The 21,184-nt window shown below is 64.1% G+C and carries 14 protein-coding genes; 10 read left to right on the forward strand and 4 right to left on the reverse strand.

The features are described 5' to 3' along the window. Positions 1 to 27 precede the first annotated feature (27 nt). From OUZ30_RS03925 to OUZ30_RS03940, 4 genes are all read left to right on the forward strand, one after another. Positions 28 to 2,391, forward strand: coding sequence for a GH92 family glycosyl hydrolase (locus OUZ30_RS03925; RefSeq protein WP_425601474.1), 2,364 nt, complete (start codon positions 28 to 30; stop codon positions 2,389 to 2,391). Between the two features lie 103 nt (positions 2,392 to 2,494). Beyond that, a complete protein-coding gene (locus OUZ30_RS03930) occupies positions 2,495 to 4,291 on the forward strand; it encodes a sensor histidine kinase (protein WP_266183090.1) in 1,797 nt (598 codons plus the stop codon). After that, complete coding sequence (locus OUZ30_RS03935; protein ID WP_266180881.1) at positions 4,288 to 4,734, forward strand: response regulator; 447 nt, start codon at positions 4,288 to 4,290, stop codon at positions 4,732 to 4,734. Before OUZ30_RS03930 ends, OUZ30_RS03935 begins: the two co-directional genes overlap by 4 nt. 30 nt (positions 4,735 to 4,764) lie before the next feature. Continuing rightward, entirely contained in the window at positions 4,765 to 6,345 is a 1,581-nt protein-coding gene (locus OUZ30_RS03940) for an ATP-binding response regulator (RefSeq protein WP_266180882.1), read from the forward strand. A gap of 1,033 nt (positions 6,346 to 7,378) precedes the next feature. On the opposite strand, the gene OUZ30_RS03945 is transcribed toward OUZ30_RS03940, so the two are convergent. Beyond that, positions 7,379 to 8,785 carry a sigma-54-dependent transcriptional regulator gene (locus OUZ30_RS03945; RefSeq protein WP_266180883.1) on the reverse strand — a complete coding sequence of 469 codons (1,407 nt, stop codon included), beginning with the start codon at positions 8,783 to 8,785 and terminating at the stop codon, positions 7,379 to 7,381. A 54-nt stretch (positions 8,786 to 8,839) separates the two neighbouring features. Then, positions 8,840 to 10,495 (reverse strand): sensor histidine kinase, encoded by a 1,656-nt coding sequence (locus OUZ30_RS03950; protein ID WP_266180884.1) that lies wholly within the window; start codon positions 10,493 to 10,495, stop codon positions 8,840 to 8,842. 309 nt (positions 10,496 to 10,804) lie between these two features. On the opposite strand from OUZ30_RS03950, the gene sucC reads away from it, so the two are divergent. The 3 genes from sucC (at position 10,805) to OUZ30_RS03965 (ending at position 14,561) form a co-directional block, all read left to right on the forward strand. After that, positions 10,805 to 11,968 (forward strand): ADP-forming succinate--CoA ligase subunit beta, encoded by a 1,164-nt coding sequence (gene sucC, locus OUZ30_RS03955; RefSeq protein ID WP_345781035.1) that lies wholly within the window; start codon positions 10,805 to 10,807, stop codon positions 11,966 to 11,968. Positions 11,969 to 11,982: 14 nt separating this feature from the next. Then, on the forward strand, positions 11,983 to 12,858 hold the full coding sequence (gene sucD / locus OUZ30_RS03960) for a succinate--CoA ligase subunit alpha (RefSeq protein WP_266148017.1): 876 nt from the start codon (positions 11,983 to 11,985) through the stop codon (positions 12,856 to 12,858). Between the two features lie 71 nt (positions 12,859 to 12,929). Continuing rightward, a complete protein-coding gene (locus OUZ30_RS03965; RefSeq protein WP_266180885.1) occupies positions 12,930 to 14,561 on the forward strand; it encodes an NAD+ synthase in 1,632 nt (543 codons plus the stop codon). Positions 14,562 to 14,705: 144 nt separating this feature from the next. Here OUZ30_RS03965 and OUZ30_RS03970 read toward each other — a convergent pair whose 3' ends face one another. Further along, positions 14,706 to 15,545, reverse strand: coding sequence for an outer membrane protein assembly factor BamD (locus OUZ30_RS03970; RefSeq protein ID WP_266180886.1), 840 nt, complete (start codon positions 15,543 to 15,545; stop codon positions 14,706 to 14,708). 70 nt (positions 15,546 to 15,615) lie between these two features. Here OUZ30_RS03970 and rluD point away from each other — a divergent pair, with 70 nt between their 5' ends. Then, positions 15,616 to 16,593, forward strand: a complete 978-nt coding sequence (gene rluD, locus OUZ30_RS03975) for a 23S rRNA pseudouridine(1911/1915/1917) synthase RluD (RefSeq protein WP_266180887.1) — start codon at positions 15,616 to 15,618, stop codon at positions 16,591 to 16,593. A 4-nt stretch (positions 16,594 to 16,597) separates the two neighbouring features. After that, positions 16,598 to 17,350: a peptidoglycan editing factor PgeF gene (gene pgeF, locus OUZ30_RS03980; RefSeq protein WP_266180888.1), complete on the forward strand. Its 753-nt coding sequence runs from the start codon at positions 16,598 to 16,600 to the stop codon at positions 17,348 to 17,350. A 44-nt stretch (positions 17,351 to 17,394) separates the two neighbouring features. Here the strand turns inward: pgeF and otsB are convergent, their stop codons facing one another. Beyond that, positions 17,395 to 18,198, reverse strand: a complete 804-nt coding sequence (gene otsB, locus OUZ30_RS03985; protein ID WP_266180889.1) for a trehalose-phosphatase — start codon at positions 18,196 to 18,198, stop codon at positions 17,395 to 17,397. Between the two features lie 198 nt (positions 18,199 to 18,396). Between otsB and clpB the strand changes: the two genes are divergently transcribed. Continuing rightward, positions 18,397 to 20,979 carry an ATP-dependent chaperone ClpB gene (gene clpB / locus OUZ30_RS03990; protein ID WP_266180890.1) on the forward strand — a complete coding sequence of 861 codons (2,583 nt, stop codon included), beginning with the start codon at positions 18,397 to 18,399 and terminating at the stop codon, positions 20,977 to 20,979. The last annotated feature ends 205 nt before the right edge of the window (positions 20,980 to 21,184 follow it).

Below are 21,184 nucleotides of genomic sequence, written 5' to 3' on the forward strand. Positions count from 1 at the left end.
ATTCAAATTTCTTCCCGAGGGGAATCCATGAGCTGTTTGCCGTCCCGTGCATGGCTGCCAAGCCTGCTTGCTGCCGCAATGTCGTTGTCTCCCGGCCTGACTCACGCGGCCACCGGTCATGCGGAGGATGTCGACCCAAGTATCGGCACCGGCGGCGACGGACATACCTTTCCCGGCGCGACGATGCCGTTTGGCATGATCCAGCTTTCGCCGGATACGGCGATGCCGGACTTCAAACACGCCTACAAGTGGGCGGCCGGCTATCAGTACGGTGATAGCAGCCTGCTGGGTTTCTCCCATACGCATTTTTCTGGCTCGGGACATTCGGACCTGGGCGATGTGCTGGTGATGCCGATTGCCGGTGACGTGAGGTTGGAGCCGGGCGACGTGGCCAAGCCGGGCAGCGGCTACCGCTCGCGTTTCAGCCATGACAGCGAAACGGTACAGGCCGGTTATTACGCGGTGACGTTGAGCGATTACGACGTCCGCGCCGAACTGACGGCCGGACGTCGCGTGGGTTGGCATCGCTACACCTTCCCGGCGGGCAAGCCGGCGCACCTGCTGTTGGACCTGCGGCCGAGCATTTACGACTATCAGGGCAAGGTGCTGTGGTCGAGCCTGCGCGTGCATGACGACGGCACGGTGACCGGATGCCGCACCACCCGAGGCTGGGCACCCGGCCGCGAGCTGTGTTTCGCCATGCGCTTCTCGCAGCCGCTGCGCTCGCGCACGCTGTACAACCGCGAGACGGATAACGTCTACAAGGGCTTCGCCGGCCCGGGCCGGCAGCCCGAGGACCACGACGCGCAAAGCGGTCGCGCCCTGGAGGGCGTATTCGATTTCGGCGACCTGAAGCAGCCGCTCGGCGTCAAGGTGGCGATCTCCCCGGTGAGCGAAGATAACGCCATCGCCAACCTCGATGCGGAAGGGCAGGGCTGGGATTTCGATGCCCGCCGCGCCGAGGCGCGCGCCGCCTGGGACAAGGCGCTGGCGGTGATCGACGTGGACGCATCGAAGGACCAGCGCGTCGGTTTCTACACCTCGCTTTATCACGCCATGTTGTCGCCCACGCTGAGCATGGACGTGAATGGCCAGTTCCGTGGTCCCGACGGTGCGGTGCATCAGGCCACCGACACGAATGGCAAGTTCGAATTCCACTCGACCTGGTCGCTGTGGGACGTATATCGCGCCCAGCAACCGCTGATGGCCTTGCTGGCGCCTCAGCGCAGCACCGACTTCATCCGCTCCCTGATCGCTTCGCGTGAGGCCAGCCCGTTCGGCATCCTGCCGGTATGGGCGTACCAGGGCATGGAGACGTGGTGCATGATCGGTTACCACGCCGTGCCGGTGATCGCCGATGCGTATATCAAGGGCGTGCGTGGCTTCGATGTGGACGCCGCGATCAAGGCCATGGTGGCGAGTGCGACCTACGCACCCTACGGCGGCTTGGGTGAGTACATGAAGCTCGGCTATGTGCCGATCGACAAGGAACCGGAAGGCGCGTCCAAGACTCTGGAATACGCCTACGACGACTGGTCACTGGCCCAGATGGCCAAGGCCGTGGGGCGCAAGGACATCGCCGCGACCTTCGACAAGCGCGCCGGCAACTGGCGTCATGCGTATGACCCGAAAACCGGCTTCATGCGTGCGCGCAAGGTGGACGGCAGCTTCCGCGAGCCGTTCAATCCGGATACGGCCGGCTATGGCACCGACTACACCGAGGGCAATGCCTGGCAGTACTCCTGGTACGTGCCACAGGACGTCGCCGGCCTGGTCAAGGCGATGGGCGGCGACGCCAAGTTCGTGACCAAGCTGGACAGCGTGTTCGATGCCAAAGTCGATCCTTCGAAGTTCGCCAACGTGGAAGACATCACCGGCCTGATCGGCTGGTACGCCCACGGCAACGAACCCAGCCATCACCTGGCTTATCTCTACGATTACGCCGGCGCACCCTGGCAGACCCAAAAGCGGCTCAAGCAGATCATGGACAGCCAGTATGCGCAGCGTCCGGATGGCCTGGCCGGCAATGACGACCTGGGCCAGATGTCGGCCTGGTATATCTTCACCGCCCTGGGCTTCTACCCGGTGACTCCGGCCAGTGATGAGTACGCCATTGGCCGGCCATTTGTCTCCCGCGCCACGCTGCACCTGAGCAACGGCAAGGACTTCACGGTCACCGCCGAACCGCTGGATGACGCCCACCCCTATGTCGGCGCTGTCACCTTGAACGGCAAGCCGCTGGATCGGGTCTTCCTGCGGCATGGGGAAATCCTCGCCGGAGGCGAACTGCACTTCACCATGCAGGCCGAGCCCAATCGCAGCTGGGGGAGCGCGGCTGACGCCAGGCCGTCGTCAATGAGCGGGTCAGGAAATCGCTGGCCTGTAATGTAAGGATTGTCCTAGCTATAAAGCTGGCTATTGCCGGGGTGATTCTGCAAACATGCCCTACATGTTGCGCTCATCCTGGAAATTGGCGTCGACGTTGCGGCCCGCCATGAAGGACCGCATGGCGCTGCGTTGGCGCCTGGGTGGCCTGCTGTTTGCCGTACTGGTGATCGTGGCGCTGCCCTACATGGTGACGCGCAGTGGCGCGGGCGAGGCCATCAAGGCCAACGAGCGCGTGACGCACTCGTCGGAAGTGAAGTCGCTGACCTATCGCATCGCCTATGTGACACGCGATAGCGAGGCGGCCATTTACCGCCTGATTCATGGCGACGTCGATCCCCAGGTGCGCATGCGGGCCGAGCGCGCCAGCCATGAAGTGCCAGGATTGCTGGCACAACTGCGCGACATGACGCGCGACAGCCCGGACCAGCAATCCCTGATCGGCGCTTTGGGTTCCACGGTCAACGGCAGGCTGGCGCTCACCAGTCAGGCGATCCAGCGCTACGAGCACCGTGACCAGAACGGCGCCAGCGATGCCATGCGCGATTCCGGCACGCTGTTCAAGATGGACGACCTCATCGACGGCGTCGTGCGCAATGAGGACAGCACCCTGCTCGCCCGGCGCTCCGTAGCCCAGCGCGAATCCTTCAACAGCAGTCTGGCGCTGGCGATCACCGCCATCGCGCAGATCGTGCTGCTGACCATCGTGGTCATCGTGTCCGAGCGCCAGATCAGCCGGCGCCTGCAGGCAGAGGTACGCGAGGGGCAGGCCGTGCAGCGCTCGCAGCTGATCGTGCAGGCGGTGCGCGAGCCCATTGCGTTGCTTGATACCTCGCTCGGTACGCTGCTGGTCAATGCGGCGTTCGGCGAGCTTTATGGATTGCCGCCGGATTTCCGGCAGTCGCTGCCGTTGACCGAGATCGGCGACGGCGCATGGAGCGATAGCGCGCTGCTGCAACGCCTCAACGACGTGCTGCTGCTAGATCGTGAGTTGTGGGACTACGAGCTGATCCAGCGCACCGTGGACGGCGTCGATCGTCACGTCGTGATCAATGCCCGCCGCCTGGAGCAGGACGGCGAGGGCGAGCCCGTGTTGCTGTTGACGCTCAGTGACGTGACGGCACGCGCGCTGGTCGAACAGCAGGTGAAGGAGCTCAATCGCCAGCTCGAAGGCAAGATCGAGCAGGTATCGGATGTCAACCGCGAACTGGAGGCCTTCAGTTATTCCGTATCACACGATCTGCGTGCGCCACTGCGGCACATCAGCGGGTTTGCCGGCAAGCTGTCGCATCACCTGGGTGATGGTGCCGACGAAAAGACCCGGCATTACATCGAAGTCATCAATGATGCCGCGCGCCGCATGGCGCTGCTGATCGAAGACCTGCTGGTGTTCTCGCGCCTGGGTCGAGGTGCGCTTCGCCTGCAGCCCGTGGACATGCAATCACTTGCCGACGAAGCACGTGCGTTGGCCGAGACCGATGCGCATGGTCGCCATATCGTGTGGTCGATTGCACCGCTGCCCATCGTCATCGGCGATGAGAACATGTTGCGCACGGTCTGGCAGAACCTGCTGGGCAACGCAGTGAAGTACACCGGCAAGTGCGAGGTGGCGCGCATCGATGTCGACGTCCAGCGCAATCGGGACGGCAGTTACGAGTTCCTGGTCAGCGACAACGGCGCCGGCTTCGACATGCAGTACGCCGGCAAGCTGTTTGGCGTGTTCCAGCGCTTGCACCGCGCGTCCGAGTTTCCCGGCAACGGCATCGGCCTGGCCAATGTGCGGCGCATCGTTTCGCGCCATGGTGGTCGCGTGTGGGCGGATGCCAAGCCCGACCAGGGCGCGCGTTTCCATTTCACGCTGCCATCCTCCGATCTGGCGGAAAGTCTCGCCCAGAGGCGGCCATGAATCACCGCGATATCCGAACCATCCTGCTGGTCGAAGACAGTCTCGCCGACGCTGAAATGGCGTTGGACGCGCTCAATGGCGCGCATCTCGCCAATCCCGTCGTGCACGTGGAAGATGGCGTCGATTGCCTGGACTACCTCTATTGCCGCGGCGAGTGGGCGGGGCGCGAGCCGGTCGATCCCGCGGTGGTGCTGCTGGACATCAAGATGCCGCGCATGGGTGGCATCGAGGTGTTGACGCACTTGCGCGCCGATGAGCGCTTTCGTCGCGTGCCCGTGGTCATCCTGTCCTCGTCGCGCGAGGAAAGTGACCTGGCGCGCAGTTGGGACATCGGCGCGAATGCCTATGTGATCAAGCCGGTCGACGTCGATCAGTTTTTCGACGCCGTGCGAACGCTGGGACAATTCTGGGCCGTGCTGAATCAGGGCCCGGAGCACGATTGAGTCCGATCGAAACAGGCTCTGGAGCGGCAAATGCCAGATAGGCACCAGTGGGGTCTTGCCAGAATACGCGTGCTGCAGATCGAGGACAGTCAGCTCGACGCCGAACTCGTGTTGTCGGAACTGGATGCCGACGCGATCGAATACGACGTGTGCCTGGTCGACGAAGAACGTGATTACGTGGCCGCACTGGAGGAGTTCGATCCGCACATTGTATTGTCGGATTTGAGCATGCCGGGATTTTCCGGCCAGCGTGCACTCGACCTGTTGCGCGAACGGGACCAGGATCTTCCTTTCATCTTCGTCTCGGCGACCCTGGGCGAAGAGGCAGCGATCGAAGCGCTGCGCAACGGCGCCACTGACTACATCCTCAAGCAGAACCCCGCGCGCCTGGCGTCGGCGGTACGCCGCGCGTTGCGCGAGGCCGATGCCCAGCGGGCACGCCGTCGCGCCGAAGCGGAGCTGATCCGCGCCCAGCGTTTCGAGAGCCTGGCCATGCTGGCTGGCGGTCTCAGTCATGACCTGCGCAACCTGCTGCAACCCTTGTTGCTGGCCGGCGACAGCCTGCAGGACTATCAGCAGGATCCGCGACTGGCCCGCCTGGGCCGCCTGGTGCGCGACTGCGGCAAGCGTGGCCTGGACATGGTGCAGTCGATGCTCTCGTTCGCGCGTGGCGCGCGGCGAGCCGAGCAAGTGCGCGTCGGTGCGCTGCTCGACGCGCTGGCCTTGCTTCTGCAGGGCAGTGTGCCGCGTGCGGTCATGCTGGAAATGCATGCGGACGATACGGAGCTCACCTTCGACGGCAATCACACCGAACTGCAGCAATGCCTGTTGAATCTGAGCCTGAATGCCATCCAGGCCATGCCTGAGGGAGGCAGCCTGCGCATCGAAACGACGCAGGCGGCGCTGCTGGAAACGTTTTTCGCCAACGACGAAGAAGCGCACGCGGGCAACTATCTGTGCCTGATCGTTTCCGATTCGGGTGTTGGCATGGACGAAGCCGTCCTGCAGCACCTGTTCGAGCCGTTCTTCACCACCAAGGACACGGGCACGGGCCTGGGCCTGGTGTCATGCAAGCGCATCGTCACGGCGCACGGTGGTGTCATGCGGGTGGACAGCACGCCAGGGCAGGGCACCCGTTTCCATATCTATATCCCACTGCTGGAGCGGTCCGCCGAAGCCTTCGATCAGGAAGAGCATTTCAATCTGCAAGGCGAGGCGGAACGCGTCCTCGTGGTAGCCGAGGAGGCCGGCCAGCTGTCACTGCTGGTCGACACGCTCGACTCGTGGGGCTATCAGGCGCACGCCAGCCAAAGCGGTACGGCCGCGTTGCAATGGATCGAGGCGCAAGGCGTGCCCGACCTGGTGGTGATGGACGCGGACATGAATCTGTTCACTGGCGTGAGAACGCTCGCCGCCCTGATCGACCATGGTTATCGCCGCGCGGTGCTGATGCTGGCTCGCCCGGATGCGCCGCCCGATATGGATGAACTGCCCGTGATGGAACACCTTTACATGGTCGACAAGCCGCTCTCGACTCAGAAGCTCCTGCGGACCGTACGCGAGGCGCTGGAGGCGAGTGCGGCGGGGCAGCTGCCGGAGGGGCCGCTGTAGGCATGTTGGCTGTGGCCGCGGCACAAACAGGGTGTGCGCGAAGCGCGTAGAACGCTGGTGGGGCGGCCTCGAAGGGGCGAGCGTAGCGAGTCATCCAGCGTCTTTCGCTTTTCTTCCAGCGCGCCCGCGATCTGGCTCTCCTGCGACTGAAGGAAGCCCCGGTGGGCCGGCGACCTGCCGCCCCCTTGTCGGCGTGCTTTGCTCCTTCTCCCCGGAGGGGAGAAGGTTGGGATGAGGGGCGGGTGCTCGCGGTAGCGCGACAACTGAGCGTTATCGCCAGCGTGCCGCCTACGCAGCGGGCGTTTCGACTGCCTGCCGGCAGCCGAGTCACTTTTCTTTTGCTGGCCCAAAAGAAAAGTAACCCAAAGAAAATGGCCTAAAGAGCTCATAGCATTGCGCGAGATACGAGCTTGACGGGCGTGACCAGCCGAATTAGTGGCGGCCCAAGGCCGCTACACCGCGGCTACACCGCAACGCGCCGAGGCGCAGAGGGCTTAAGGCGCGGAGGTTGTGGCAGCGATCAGGGCACGCGGCTACGGCAACCGTTTCGACCGTCGGCCGGACCTGCTTTAAGCCCTCACCGCGGTGGCGCGTTGCGGTGTAGCCGCTGTGTCTCGCCTTGGGCAGCCAACTGTCTGCTCGCGTAAACCTTCCAACGCTTCTATCCCCCGGAGTGCTACCAGCTCTAGAGGCCATTTTCTTTGGGTTACTTTTCTTTTGGGCCAGCAAAAGAAAAGTGACTCGAGCGCCGGCAGGCGATCGAAACGCCCGCTGCGTAAGCGGCAACCTTGCGGCCACGCTCAGTCGTCGCGTGACAGCATGCACCCGCCCTCCGTCCCAACCCTCTCCCCACAGGGGAGAAGGAGCAGAAGCGAGTTGCTCGACGCGGCGGAGCGCACGCGTGCGTCCCACAGAGACTACCTTCGGGACGTCCAAAGGGGAGAAGAAGGGGCAGTCGCGTTCACCGTAACGCCAAACAGCCACGATGCGGGGCCATAACAAAAAGGCCGAACAGAGTTCGGCCTTTTCGTCATCAATCGATGCCAAGCTTCTTTAACTTGTAGCGCAATGCGCGGAACGTAATACCCAGCTTCTTGGCGGCCGCCGTTTTGTTGTAACGCGACTCCTCCAGCGCCTTGATGATGGCCGTGCGCTCGAGATTGCTGATGTAGTCATCCAGGCCGCCATCGGCGGTTGCCGACGCGGCAGGCGCGGACGGTGGCGCCATCGGCGCGGTGCCGGCCATGGCTGGGATCGCCTCGGCGGTGGGGCGTGCCGTGCGCTGCGGCAGCATCAGGTCGCTGACGTCGATCTGGTCGCCGTCGCACATGGCCATGGCACGTTCGAGAATATTCTCCAGCTCGCGCACGTTGCCGGGGAAGTCGTAGCTTTCCAGCGCCTGCAGCGCGGCGGGTAACAGCTGCCCCGGGCTGTCACCACTCTTGGCGGCCAGCTGGCGTAGCACGAAGTTGGACAGCAGGGTCACATCGCCGCGCCGCTCGCGCAGCGGCGGCACGCGCAGTTCGATCACGTTGATGCGATAGAACAAGTCCTGGCGGAACTGGCCCTGTTCGACCAGGGTGGCGAGGTTCTTGTGGGTGGCGGAGAGGATGCGTACATCCACCGGCACTTCTTCGCGCGCACCGATCGGACGCACGGCTTTTTCCTGGATCGCGCGCAGCAGTTTCACCTGCATGTGCAGCGGCAGCTCGGCCACCTCGTCGAGGAACAGGGTGCCGCCGTTGGCGGCCTGGAACAGGCCTTCCTTGTCGCCAGCGGCACCGGTAAAGCTGCCCTTGCGATGACCGAAGAACTCGCTCTCCATCAACTCCGAAGGAATGGCGCCGCAGTTCACGGGTACGAACGGACCACTGGCACGCGGGCCTTGTTCGTGGATCAGGCGGGCGACCAGCTCCTTGCCCACGCCAGATTCGCCGGCGATGTAGACCGGCGCCTGGTTGCGCGCCAGTTTGCCGATGGTGGAACGCACCTGTTGCATGGCCGACGAGTCGCCGATCAGGCGCTCGTTGGAATCCTGTCGCGCGGAGGCGGCATGGCCGCTGCGCTTTTCCTCGGCCAGCGTCAGCGCCGTGCGCACCAGGCGGCGCAACATCTGGATGTCGACCGGCTTGGAGACGAAATCGAAAGCGCCTGCCTTGAGCGCGCTCACGGCCGCGTCGACGTTGCCATAGGCCGTGATCATGGCCACCGGTGTATCCGGATGTTCGGCTGAAATCAGCTCGATCACCTCGTGGCCTGTGCCGTCCGGCAAGCGCATGTCGGTGAAGCAAAGGTCATAACTGCGCTCCCCGAGAGCGCGTCGGGCTTCGCCCACGGTACCTACCGCATCGACCTGCAGGTCCATGCGGCCCAGGGTGATGGTCAGCAGTTCGCGGATGTCGCGTTCGTCGTCAACGACCAGGACGGTCTGTGCGCTCATGATTTCTCAGAAAGTAGGTAGCGCGGAGAGGTTACTAGGCGACGCGCGCAAGGGTCAAAGTTGTGTGGCACGTGCCGTCTCGCCGTGCTCGGTCGGGCCACGCGCGGGCGGGGTCAGCACGAGTCGGAAACAGCTGCCGCCGCCGGCCACGCGTACATATTCCAGCGAGGCCTGGTTCGCCTCGCTCATCTGGCGCGCCAGGTACAGGCCCAGGCCGGTGCCGTATTCATGCGTGGTGTAGAACGGCTCGAAGATCTGCGCCGCCACCTTGGGCGCGATGCCTGGGCCGCGGTCGATCACTTCCAGGATCGGCACGCCGTGCTCGCCGTGGCGTGCCACCACCATGACCCGCGCCGGCTCGCCGGGCAGGCGGCCATAACGCAGGGCGTTCTGCACCAGGTTCCACACCACCTGCTGCAGCTGCTGCGGGTCGGCCACGGCGGCTACCGGGGTGCTGGCCTGGATGACCCGAAGCGAATCCACGCCCAGGTCGTTGCCTTGCCGGTATTCGTCGACGAAGCCATTGGCCCAATGGCCCAGGTCGAGGGTTTCCGGGCGCGAGCGCTCGCGGCGCGACAGCTGCAGGATGTTCTCGATGATCTCGTTGAGGCGGACGCAATGGTTGTTGATGATCTCGACCATGCGCTGGTCGGTATTGTCCAAGCCTTCCGACTCGGCCAGCAGCTGGGCGGAGTAGCGGATGGCCGCCAGCGGGTTGCGGATTTCATGGGCGATGGAGGCGGACAGGCGCCCCAGCGAGCTGAGCGTAAGTTCCTCCGCCCGTCGCGATACCAGCGAGGTGTCATCCAGGAAGATCAGCACATGGGAATCGTCGTTGGGCGCCAGTCGGCTGAAACGGGGCACCACCTCGGGCACTCCGTCGGCCAACTGGGTGGCGGACTCGTCCAGCTTGCCGGAGGTCATCCAGTGATACAGGCGACGCGACAACTCGGGCGCCACGCGGCCCAGGTCGCGTTGATCGGCGGTGGGGTTGCCCAGCAGCATCCAGGCCGACTCGTTGATCTGGTGGATGCGGTTGGCGTCGTCTACCAGCAGCACGCCGGTCTTCATGCGGCGGATGATCAGCTCGTTAACCTGGGCCAGGTTGGCCAGGTCGACGCCGCGCTGCTCGGCCAGCGCCTCGGTGGCGCGCATTTGCCGGCTCAGCACGAAGCAGAGCATGGTGATGGCGAAGTAGGCCAGGCCGAACAGGCTCGATTCGAGCAGCTCGCTGTCCATGCTGAGATTATTGTGCCGGCTCTCGATGAAGGAGTGACCGATCACGCCCAGCGTGGCCAGGGCGGCAAAGAAGCAGGACAGGCGCAAGGGCAGGATCAGCGCGCCAGCCGCCAGGTTGACCGCGAGCATCATGGCGATGCCGATGCGCGCATCGTGCATGGTGGTGATGGCCAGTACCGCGGCGATGATGTCCACCACCAGTGCCCCCGAGACCGAGAGCCGGATACGTCGCGTGGAGCGCCGGGTGAGCGACAGCATGCCCAGCGCGAACAGCAGGAACAGCACTGCCACGCCACGGGCCAGGCCGACGTCGGCCAGCTTGGGCCAGCCCAGGCTGGTAGGGCTGAGGGCCAGGCCCACATAAACCAGGGCCTGGGCCAGGCGGAAGCAGTTCAGGAACAGAAGTTCGTGCCGCGCCGCTTCGGGAGCCGGGCGGGCGCTGGGGTACACGGGCTGAACGGTGCTGGACACCTGGCGGGGTACTCTCGGATGGGCCGACCGGACGGTCTGGATGAGTATAAACGGGCCGCTAACCCCGTATAGGGGTAGGGCACTGGGGACTCCTGGAGTCGGCGGCTGGCGATCCGCCCCTTTCCATCGGGGCCCGCTTCCGCGAAAATACCTGGCCGTATTGCGCGGTTTTCGTCATGTCGACAGGCAAGGCGTCGGCGCACTGCATGCATACCCGGCAGCGCTTGTACCGCCGTCCGTCCCCTCGACCGCCCAGGCCCCACAGTCTGCCGCGGCCTCCACGTTTCCCCCGTTCGCTCGAGGTATCGAATGAATTTCCACGAGTACCAGGCCAAAGAATTGTTCGCGCAGTACGGTATCGCCGTCCCGCCGGGCAAAGTAGCCAACTCTCCCGATGCCGCTGTCGACGCCGCCAAGCACCTTGGTGGTTCGCAGTGGATGGTCAAGGCACAGATCCACGCAGGTGGCCGCGGCAAGGCCGGCGGCGTGAAGTTCTGCCGCAGCCTCGATGATGTCCATGCCGCCGCCAAGGGCATGCTCGGCACCCACATGGAGACCTACCAGTCCGCCGGCCGTGCGCTGCCGGTGAACCTGGTGCTGGTCACCGACGCGACCAACATCGCCAAGGAACTGTATCTGTCGATCCTGACGGATCGCGATTCCAAGTCGATTTCGTTCATCGCCTCCAAGCACGGCGGCGTGGATATCGAGCAGGTCGCCAAGGACACGCCGGAAGACATCCACACCATCGTGGTGGACTTCGTCGAAGGGCTGCAGCCGTACCAGTGCCGCCAGCTCGGCTTCGCCATGGACCTCAATGCGAAGCAGGTCGGCCAGCTGACCAAGATCATGCTGGGCCTGTACAAGCTGTTCAACGAGAAGGACCTGTCGCTGGTCGAGCTGAACCCGCTCGCCATCCTCGAGGACGGCAACCTCGCCGCGCTCGACGGCAAGGTCAACTCCGACGACAACGCCGAGTTCCGTCACGCCGATCTGGCCGCCATGCGCGACCTGACCCAGGAAGACGCCACCGAGGCTGCCGCGATCACCTATAACCTCAACTACGTGACCATGGACGGCACCATCGGCTGCATGGTCAACGGCGCGGGCCTGGCCATGGCGACCATGGACGTGATCCAGCTGGCAGGCGGCGAGCCGGCCAACTTCCTTGACGTCGGCGGCGGCGCCACCAAGGAGCGCGTGACCGAGGCGTTCAAGCTGATCCTCTCCTCCGACAAGGTGAAGGCCATCCTGGTCAACATCTTCGGCGGCATCGTTCGCTGCGACCTGATCGCCGAGGGCATCATTGCCGCGGTGAAGGAAGTAGGCCTGAAGATTCCGGTGGTGGTGCGCCTGCAGGGCACCAACGTGGAGCTGGGCCGCGAACTGCTGGCCAATTCTGGCCTGGCGATCACGCCGGCTGACGATCTCAACGACGCGGCGCAGAAAGCCGTGGCTGCGGCCAAGGCCTGAGGAGCAACTGAACCATGAGCGTTCTCGTTAACAAGAACACCAAGGTCCTCGTGCAGGGCTTTACCGGCCAGCAGGGCACCTTCCACGCCCAGCAGGCGCTGGATTACGGCACCAAGGTCGTCGGTGGCATCACCCCTGGCAAGGGCGGCAGCGAGCACATCGGTCTGCCGGTCTTCAACAGCGTGTCCGAAGCTGTGGACGAGACGGGCGCCGATGCGTCGGTCATCTTCGTGCCGCCTCCGTTCGCCGCTGACTCGATCCTCGAAGCGATCGACGCCGGCATCCGCGTCATCGTGGCGATCACCGAGGGTATTCCGGTGCTGGACATGCTGCGCGTGAAGAACGTGCTGGCCCAGCACCCGGAAACCGTGCTGATCGGGCCGAACTGCCCCGGCATCATCACCCCGGGCGAGTGCAAGATCGGCATCATGCCGGGTCACATCCACATGCCGGGCAAGGTCGGCATCGTGTCGCGCTCCGGCACGCTGACGTACGAGTCGGTGTTCCAGACCACCAACGAAGGCCTCGGCCAGTCGACCGTGATCGGCATCGGTGGCGACCCGATCAACGGCTTGAGCTTCATCGACTGCCTGAAGCTGTTCCAGGACGATCCGCAGACCGAAGGCATCATCATGGTCGGCGAAATCGGCGGCAGCGCTGAGGAAGATGCCGCCGAGTTCATCGGCGAGTACGTGACCAAGCCGGTGGTGTCGTTCATCGCAGGTGCTTCGGCTCCTCCGGGCAAGCGCATGGGCCACGCCGGTGCGATCATCTCCGGTGGCAAGGGCACGGCCGCGGCCAAGTTCGCGGCGCTGGAGAAGGCGGGCGTCACCACGGTGAAGTCGCCGGCTGACCTCGGCAAGGCCCTCGCAGGCCTGATGAAGAAGTAAGTCAGCACTGACTGCTTTAAAATGCGAAGGCCGCGACTCGTTGCGGCCTTCGTCTTTTGTGGAGCAGGTCCATGGCAATGCTGCGTCTGGCGCTGGCCCAGTACGATTTCCCGGTCGGTGCGGTGGCGGCCAATGCCGCCAAGGTAGGCGATCTGTTGGCGCAGGCACGCGAAGGCGGTGCGGCGTTGGCAGTGTTTCCCGAGCTCACCCTCAGCGGCTATCCGCCGGAGGATCTGCTGCTGCGGCCGAGCTTCCTCGCCGCCTGCCAGTGCGAGCTCAATGCGCTCGCCGCGGCCACCAACGGTGTCGCCGCCCTGGTCGGTCATCCGCACAGCGAAGGTGAGGTCTATAACGCGGCGAGTCTGCTGCGAGGCGGACGCATCGAACTCACCCTGCACAAGCAGGCGCTGCCCAACTACGGCGTGTTCGACGACAAGCGCTATTTCCGCCCCGGTCATGACAGCGCCGTGGCGATGATCGACGGCGTGCGCGTAGGCATGCTGATCTGTGAAGACATCTGGCAGCCCGAGCCCGCCGCCAAGGCGGCTGCTGCGGGGGCCGAACTGATCGTGGTGATCAACGCCTCGCCCTGGGATGACGCCAAGCAGTCAGGTCGCGAAGCGGTGCTGGAAGCGCGTGCGAAGGAAACCGGTTGCGCGATCGTCTATCTCAACCTGATCGGTGGCCAGGACGAGGTGGTGTATGACGGCGGTTCCTTGCTGGTGAACAGCGACGGCAGCATCGCCGCGCGTGCGCCGAATTTCGTCGATGCCCTGCTGTGGGCTGAATTCGACAGCGAAACACGCACCTTGCGTGCCGAAGAGTGGCCAAGTGCGTCGGATAGTTCGCTGGAGGCGACGCTTTACGCCGCCCTGGTGCGCGGCATTCGCGACTACATCGACAAGAACGGGTTTTCCGGCGTGTTGCTGGGCCTGTCCGGCGGCATCGATTCCGCGCTGACGCTGGCGCTGGCGGTGGATGCGTTGGGTGCAGACCGCGTGACCGCCGTGATGATGCCCACGCGCTATACCTCGCAGCTGTCGCTGGAGGGTGCGCGTGCCCAGGCCGTACAACTGGGCGTGGACTATCACGTCATCGACATCGAGCAGACGGTCGATGCGTTCCTGGCCGCGCTTACGCCTGCGTTTGCTGGCAAGGCCGCGGACACGGCCGAGGAAAATCTGCAGTCGCGTACGCGCGGCGTGATGCTGATGGCGCTGTCCAACAAGCATGGCCGCCTGCTGCTGGCCACGGGCAACAAGAGCGAAATGGCGGTCGGTTACGCCACGCTCTACGGCGACATGTGCGGCGCCTATGCACCGCTGAAAGACGTCTACAAGACGGTGGTATACCGGCTTTCGCGCTGGCGCAACGCGCATGCGACGCAGCTGGGAGAGCCCGAGGCGATTCCTGCGGCGGTGATCGAGCGCCCGCCGTCGGCGGAGTTGCGCGATAACCAGACCGACCAGGATTCGCTGCCGCCTTACGATGAACTGGATGCCATCCTCGCCCGTTTCATCGAGAGCGAGCAATCACAAGCCGAGATCGTGGCGCAGGGCTTCCATGCGGACACCGTGCGCCGCGTGGTGCGTCTGGTGCTGCTCAATGAGTTCAAGCGTCGCCAGTCCGCACCAGGCCCGCGTGTGACGACGCGTGCGTTTGGCCGCGAGCGGCGTTATCCGATCACTTCCGGCTGGAAGTAAGCGGAAAGAGCAGGGCGTAGGGCGGCCTGGGTCGCCTTGGAAGGTCAATGGCCAGGCGAATGCCAAAAGAAAAGCCGGTGCGCTCGCGCCCACCGGCTTTTTGGTTCTTACCTCAGCGGCCGCATCGCGACGGGCTGTCTGGCATCAATGGTGACCCGAGAACGGAATCATCTTGCGGATCAGCGACGGCGAATGCGGCCAGTTCGGATCCGTCAGGTACGGGTGATTCGGGTAGTTCAGTGCCAGCACCTGGTGGGTCTGGTCGGCGAGACCCTTCTGGTCCATGCCGAGGTAGCTGCGCGTGAGGATGGCCAGCGCATCGCCGGTTTGCGGCGCCTGCTGGTAATGCTCGATCACGTATTGGGCACGGTTGGCGGCGCCAACGTAGACCTTGTTGCGCAGGTAGAACTCGGCCACGTTGATCTCGAACTGGGCCAGCACATTGCGCAGGTAGATCATGCGCTGGCGCGCATCGGCGGTGTAGGCACTGTCCGGGAAGCGGCGCGACAGCTCGGAGAAGTCGTCGAATGCCTTCAGGTTGAAGCCCTGGTCACGACGCGTCTGGGCCTCGTTGCGCTGCAGGAGGCGCTCCATGGCACCGCCCGTACGATCAAAATTGATCAGGCCGCGCAAGTAATAGGCATAATCCACATGTGGATGGGTCGGATACGTCTTGATGAAGCGGTTGACCGTGGAATAGGCGTCGTCCGGCTGGTTGTCCTTGTACTGTGAGTAGGCCAGGTCAAGCTGGGCCTGCTCGTTGTAGTTGCCGGACGGGAAGCGCGCGATCAGGCGCTGATACGCTTTGGCGGCTGCCGCATAGTCGGCATGCTCCATCGAGTCGTGGGCCTTGGCGTAAAGCTTGTCCACCGGCAGCGTATCGTTGGTGTCCTTCTTGTGGCCGAACATCGAGCAGGCGCTCATCGATACGGCGATGGCGAGCACGACAAAAACTTTGAAAGCCGGCAGCTTGGTTACGCGCATGAGAAAGGGTTCAGATGTTTGATCGAAAAGGGATGATAGCCGAAACCATCGGTTGCCCGGGCAGGCGGCCATGACGACCATACGTCATGAGGCCACGGTACCCCTGTCTGCCGCGGGTCGGAGGTTCGACCAGGCTTTGGCCGAGATGTTCCCGGACTACTCGCGTTCGCGTCTCACGGCCTGGATCAAGGCCGGGGCGGTGACCCTGGATGGCGCCCTGGCGCCCCCCCGCCAGCTTCTGCGGGGCGGGGAGCAGGTGCGGCTGGAAGTTGAGCTGGAGGACGAGGTGGAGATGGCGCCCGAGGACATCGCGCTGGACATCGTCCACGAAGATGCCCATGTGCTGGTGCTGAACAAGCCGGCCGGGCTGGTGGTCCATCCGGGAGCCGGCAACAGTGCGGGCACCTTGCTGAACGCCTTGCTGCATCACGATCCGGTGCTGGCCCAGCTGCCGCGCGGCGGCATCGTGCACCGGCTGGACAAAGACACGTCGGGCCTGATGGTGGTGGCCAAGACGCTGGCGGCGCATACGGCGCTGGTCGACATGCTGTCGCGCCACGACGTGGAACGGCAGTACGAAGCCGTGGTGCTGGGTACCTTGGTGGCTGGGGGCACCGTGGATGCGCCCATCGGTCGTCACATGGGTGATCGGTTGCGCCAGGCAGTACGCGACGAAGAGGATGGCAAGCATGCCGTCACCCATTACCGTCTGCGTGAGCGCTTCCGCGCCCACAGCCTGATCCAGTGCAGTCTGGAAACCGGCCGTACGCACCAGATCCGCGTGCATTTGGCGCATATCGGCCATCCGCTGATCGGCGATCCGCTTTATGGCGGTGGGCTGAAGCTGCCCAAGGGCGCCACGCCGGAGCTGGTGGCGGCCTTACGCGGGTTCCGGCGGCAGGCACTGCACGCGGAGCGGCTCGCCTTCGAGCATCCGATAAGCCGTGAGCCCTTGTCGTTCAGCGCCGAGCGGCCCGCCGATCAGCAGGCGCTGATCGATGCCCTGCGCGCCGATACGGCACAAGCACCGCCGGACGATTGGCAGTGATCGCGTGACGTTCGGTAACGATTGGATCATCCCCGACTGGCCGGCGCCGCCGCGGGTGCGCGCGGCCGTCAGCACCCGGCAAGGGCCGGGGCTTTCCGACGAACCTTACGATCGCCTCAATCTCGGCGCGCGTTCGGGAGATGCGCCGGAGGCGGTGGCAGCCAATCGCGTCGCCGTGCAGGTAGCTCTGGGGCTCGAGCGGGCGCCGCACTGGCTGCAACAGGTGCATGGCGTCGACGTGGCCGACATCGATCGCATGTACGACGAGGACGAGCCACGTGCCGATGCGGCCGTGACCTGTCGTATCGGCGAACCGCTGGCGATACTCACGGCTGACTGCCTGCCCGTCCTGTTTTGCACGCTCGATGGCGATGCCGTCGCGGCGGCCCATGCCGGCTGGCGCGGCATGGTGGCCGGTGTGCTGGAGGCTGCCCTGGCTTCGTTACCGGCGCCGCCCGTCAAGATCATGGCCTGGTTGGGGCCGTGTATCGGTGCACCCAGCTATGAAATAGGCGAAGAAGTGCGCGATGCGTTTCTCATTGCCGATCCCGCCGCGGAAGGCTGCTTCATGCCGACTCGCCCCGGTCATTGGTTGTGTGATCTCGCCGGATTGGCGCGTCGCCGACTGCTGACGGCCGGTGTCGCGCAGGTGTACGGCGCTGGCTTCGATACCCGGATCGATGAGCGCTTTTATTCCTATCGCAGGGATGGGGCGAATAGCGGGCGCTTTGCCAGCTTGATCTGGATGGAAGGGTAGGGGCGCGTTGCTGCAGGCTCGTCATCCGCGCGTGACCAACGATGTTAGGCATGTCCTCTGGAGTAGTCGGCGCGAGACAAGGCGCCGTGCTTCAGTGCGAGCAGCACGCGGACCAGCCAGGCTCGTGTGGAAGCGGGCTCCGGCAGCGCATAGTGGGCAACGCTGGGCCCGCGCCCGCCGACACGCACGCTCAAGCCGCTTTCCAGATTGACGGTGGCAAAACCATGTTCGTCGGTGAGATCGTCGCCGACGTAGACAGGTAGCCGTCCATGGAAGGGCCAATGGGCCAGCAGATGGGCGATTGCCGTGCCCTTGTCCATGCCCTGGGGTTTGAGTTCGATCAGCATGCTGCCCAGCTGCATGTCGTAGCCGGCAAGGCTGGGCAACAACGCCTCCACACTTGCGCGCAGTGCCTGGAACTGCTCAGGTGCGGAGCGACAGTGCAGGGCCACTGCCATGCCCTTGTCTTCCACCAGTACACCGGGAAGGCCCGCGGCGACCGTGGTGGCGAACTCCCGCACCAACGAGCGTCGCGCCGCGCCAATGTGGACGCCGCGATAGCTGCCATCGGCGCCACGCAGCTCCAGTCCGTGCAAGCCGGCCATCGCCCAAGGTGGATGGCCAAACAGATCGTCTAGGTCATCCAGGCTGCGCCCGCTGACGAGGGCAAGGGCGCCATCCAGTGTGCCGAACAGGTCGTCGAGGAGGTCGCGCAGACGCGTGTCGACTAAAACCTGGTCAGGCCGATGGGCAACATCCAGCAGGGTGCCGTCCACGTCGAGAAACAGAGCCCAGTGTTCACCGGCGCCCGGCAGGGGTGGCGCTGGTAGTGGTAATTGAGCGGACATGGCCGGGGAGGGAGAGGGCGATATCACGGCCACGAGCCTAGCAAGACAAATGTGAAGACTAGCTATGGATGGGTCCTGCAAAAACCGAACACGTGATATGCGCGTGATGACGGTAGTGCTTGAATCGCGCGGTGTCGTCCGCATCTCTTCGGGCAGTGGCGGCGAGGCCGCCAGATCACCTTGATGAGGGGCATGCCCATGCGGATGGACAAACTCACGTCGCGCTTCCAGCAGGCGCTGGCCGATGCGCAATCGATGGCCGTCGGGCGCGACAACAACATGCTTGAACCGGTGCACGTGATGGCTGCCTTGCTCGACCAGCAAGGCGGCTCGACGGCGCCGTTACTCACGCAGGCACAAGTCAACGTGCCTGCCTTGCGCCAGCGCATCAACGAGCAGATCGACCGACTGCCAAGAGTCAGCGGGCAGGAGGGCAACGTGCATGTCGGCAACGAGCTGACGCGCTTGCTCAATCTCACCGACAAGCTTGCGCAACAGCGCGGCGATCAGTTCATCGCCAGCGAATTGTTCGTATTGGCGGCGTTGGAAGACAAGGGTGAACTGGGTGCCGCCCTCAAGGCGGCTGGCGCCAACAAGGTGAATATCGAAGCGGCCATCGAAAAGTTGCGCGGTGGCGAAAAAGTGCAAAGCGAGAATGCGGAAGAACAGCGCCAGGCGCTGGAGAAATACTGCATCGACCTCACCGCGCGCGCCGAAAGCGGCAAGCTCGATCCGGTGATTGGTCGCGATGAGGAAATTCGCCGCACCATCCAGGTATTGCAGCGTCGCACCAAGAACAACCCGGTGCTGATCGGCGAACCCGGCGTGGGCAAGACCGCCATCGTCGAAGGCCTGGCCCAGCGCATCGTCAAGGGCGAAGTGCCGGAAGGCTTGCGTGATCGCCGCGTGCTCGCGCTGGACATGGGCGCGCTGATCGCCGGTGCCAAGTTCCGTGGCGAATTCGAAGAGCGCCTGAAGGCTGTGCTGAATGATTTGGCCAAGAACGAAGGTCAGATCATCCTGTTCATTGACGAGCTGCACACCATGGTTGGCGCCGGCAAGGCCGATGGCGCCATGGATGCCGGCAACATGCTCAAGCCCGCGCTCGCGCGCGGCGAATTGCATTGCATCGGCGCGACCACGCTCGATGAATACCGCAAGTACATCGAGAAGGATGCCGCGCTGGAGCGCCGCTTCCAAAAAATCTATGTGGGCGAGCCCAACGTCGAGGACACGATTGCCATCCTGCGCGGTCTCAAGGAGCGCTACGCGGTGCATCACGGCGTGGAGATCACCGACCCGGCCATCGTTGCCGCGGCCACGCTGTCCAATCGCTATATCCCTGATCGCCAGCTGCCGGACAAGGCCATCGACCTGATGGACGAGGCCGCTTCGCGCATCCGCATGGAGATCGATTCCAAGCCGGAAGAGCTCGACCGCCTGGAGCGCCGCCTGATCCAGCTGAAGATCCAGCGCGAGATGCTGAAGAAGGAAACCGACGAGGCGTCCAAGAAGCGCCTGGCCGACCTCGATGCAGACATCCAGAAGCTCGAGCGCGAGTTCTCCGACCTCAACGAAATCTGGAAATCCGAAAAGGCCGCGCTGCAGGGCGCGACCAAGGTGAAGGAGCAGATCGAAGCCGCCCGCATCGAGCTGGAAGCCGCGCAGCGCCGCCAGGACTACGCCAAGATGAGCGAGATCCAGTACGGCACGTTGCCAGCGCTGGAGAAGCAGCTTGTCGCCGCGCAGGCCGCTGAAACGCAAGAGTTCAAGCTGGTGAAGGATCGCGTCACCGAGGAAGAGATCGCCGAAGTGGTGTCGCGCTGGACCGGCATCCCGGTCAACAAGATGCTGGAAGGCGAGCGCGAAAAGCTCCTGCAAATGGAGTCCGCGCTGCACAAGCGGGTGGTCGGTCAGGACGAGGCGGTCCGCGCGGTATCCGATGCAATTCGTCGTGCACGAGCTGGCCTGTCCGATCCCAACCGCCCGTATGGCTCGTTCCTGTTCCTCGGCCCCACCGGCGTCGGCAAGACCGAGTTGTGCAAGGCGCTGGCCGAGTTCATGTTCGATACGCAGGACGCCATGGTGCGCATCGACATGAGCGAATTCATGGAGAAACACTCCGTGAGTCGCCTGATTGGTGCGCCTCCTGGCTATGTCGGCTACGAGGAAGGCGGCTATCTCACCGAGGCCGTGCGTCGCCGCCCGTACAGCGTGATCCTGCTGGACGAGGTGGAGAAGGCGCACCCGGATGTGTTCAACATCCTGCTGCAAGTGCTCGACGATGGTCGCCTCACCGACGGCCAGGGTCGCACGGTGGATTTCCGCAACACCGTCATTGTGATGACGTCCAACCTCGGCTCGCAGATGATCCAGGAGCACGCGGGCGACAGCGAGGCGGACTATCTGCAGATGAAGGCGAGCGTGCTGGGCGTGGTGCAGGCGCACTTCCGTCCCGAGTTCATCAATCGCCTGGACGAGCTGGTGGTGTTCCGTCCGCTGGAGAAGAAGCAGATCCGCGCCATCGCGAAGATCCAGCTCGCCTATCTGGAGAAGCGCCTGGCCGAACGCGAGCTCAAGATGGAGATCGGCGAAAAGGCGCTGGATCTGCTCGGTAATGTGGGCTTCGATCCGGTGTACGGTGCGCGTCCGCTCAAGCGGGCGATCCAGCAGCAGCTGGAGAATCCGCTGGCCAGGGAGATCCTGGAAGGCCGATTCCCTGGCGGCACCACGATCGTGGTGGATGCAGAGCAGGGGCATCTGACGTTCCGCAAACAGTAACCTCGAAACCTGAGGTGGTTTCGGCTTGAACGTCGAGTCACCCGCTCTTTCTCCTTCTCCCCTTTGGGGAGAAGGTTGGGGCGAGGGGCGGGAGCATGCTGTCACGCGACGACTGAGCGTGGCCGCCAGGTTGCCGCTTACGCAGCGGGCGTTTCGATCGCCTGCCGGCGCTCGAGTCACTTTTCTTTTGCTGGCCCAAAAGAAA

Source organism: Dyella humicola, assembly GCF_026283945.1.
GTDB classification, from domain to species: Bacteria; Pseudomonadota; Gammaproteobacteria; order Xanthomonadales; family Rhodanobacteraceae; genus Dyella; species Dyella humicola.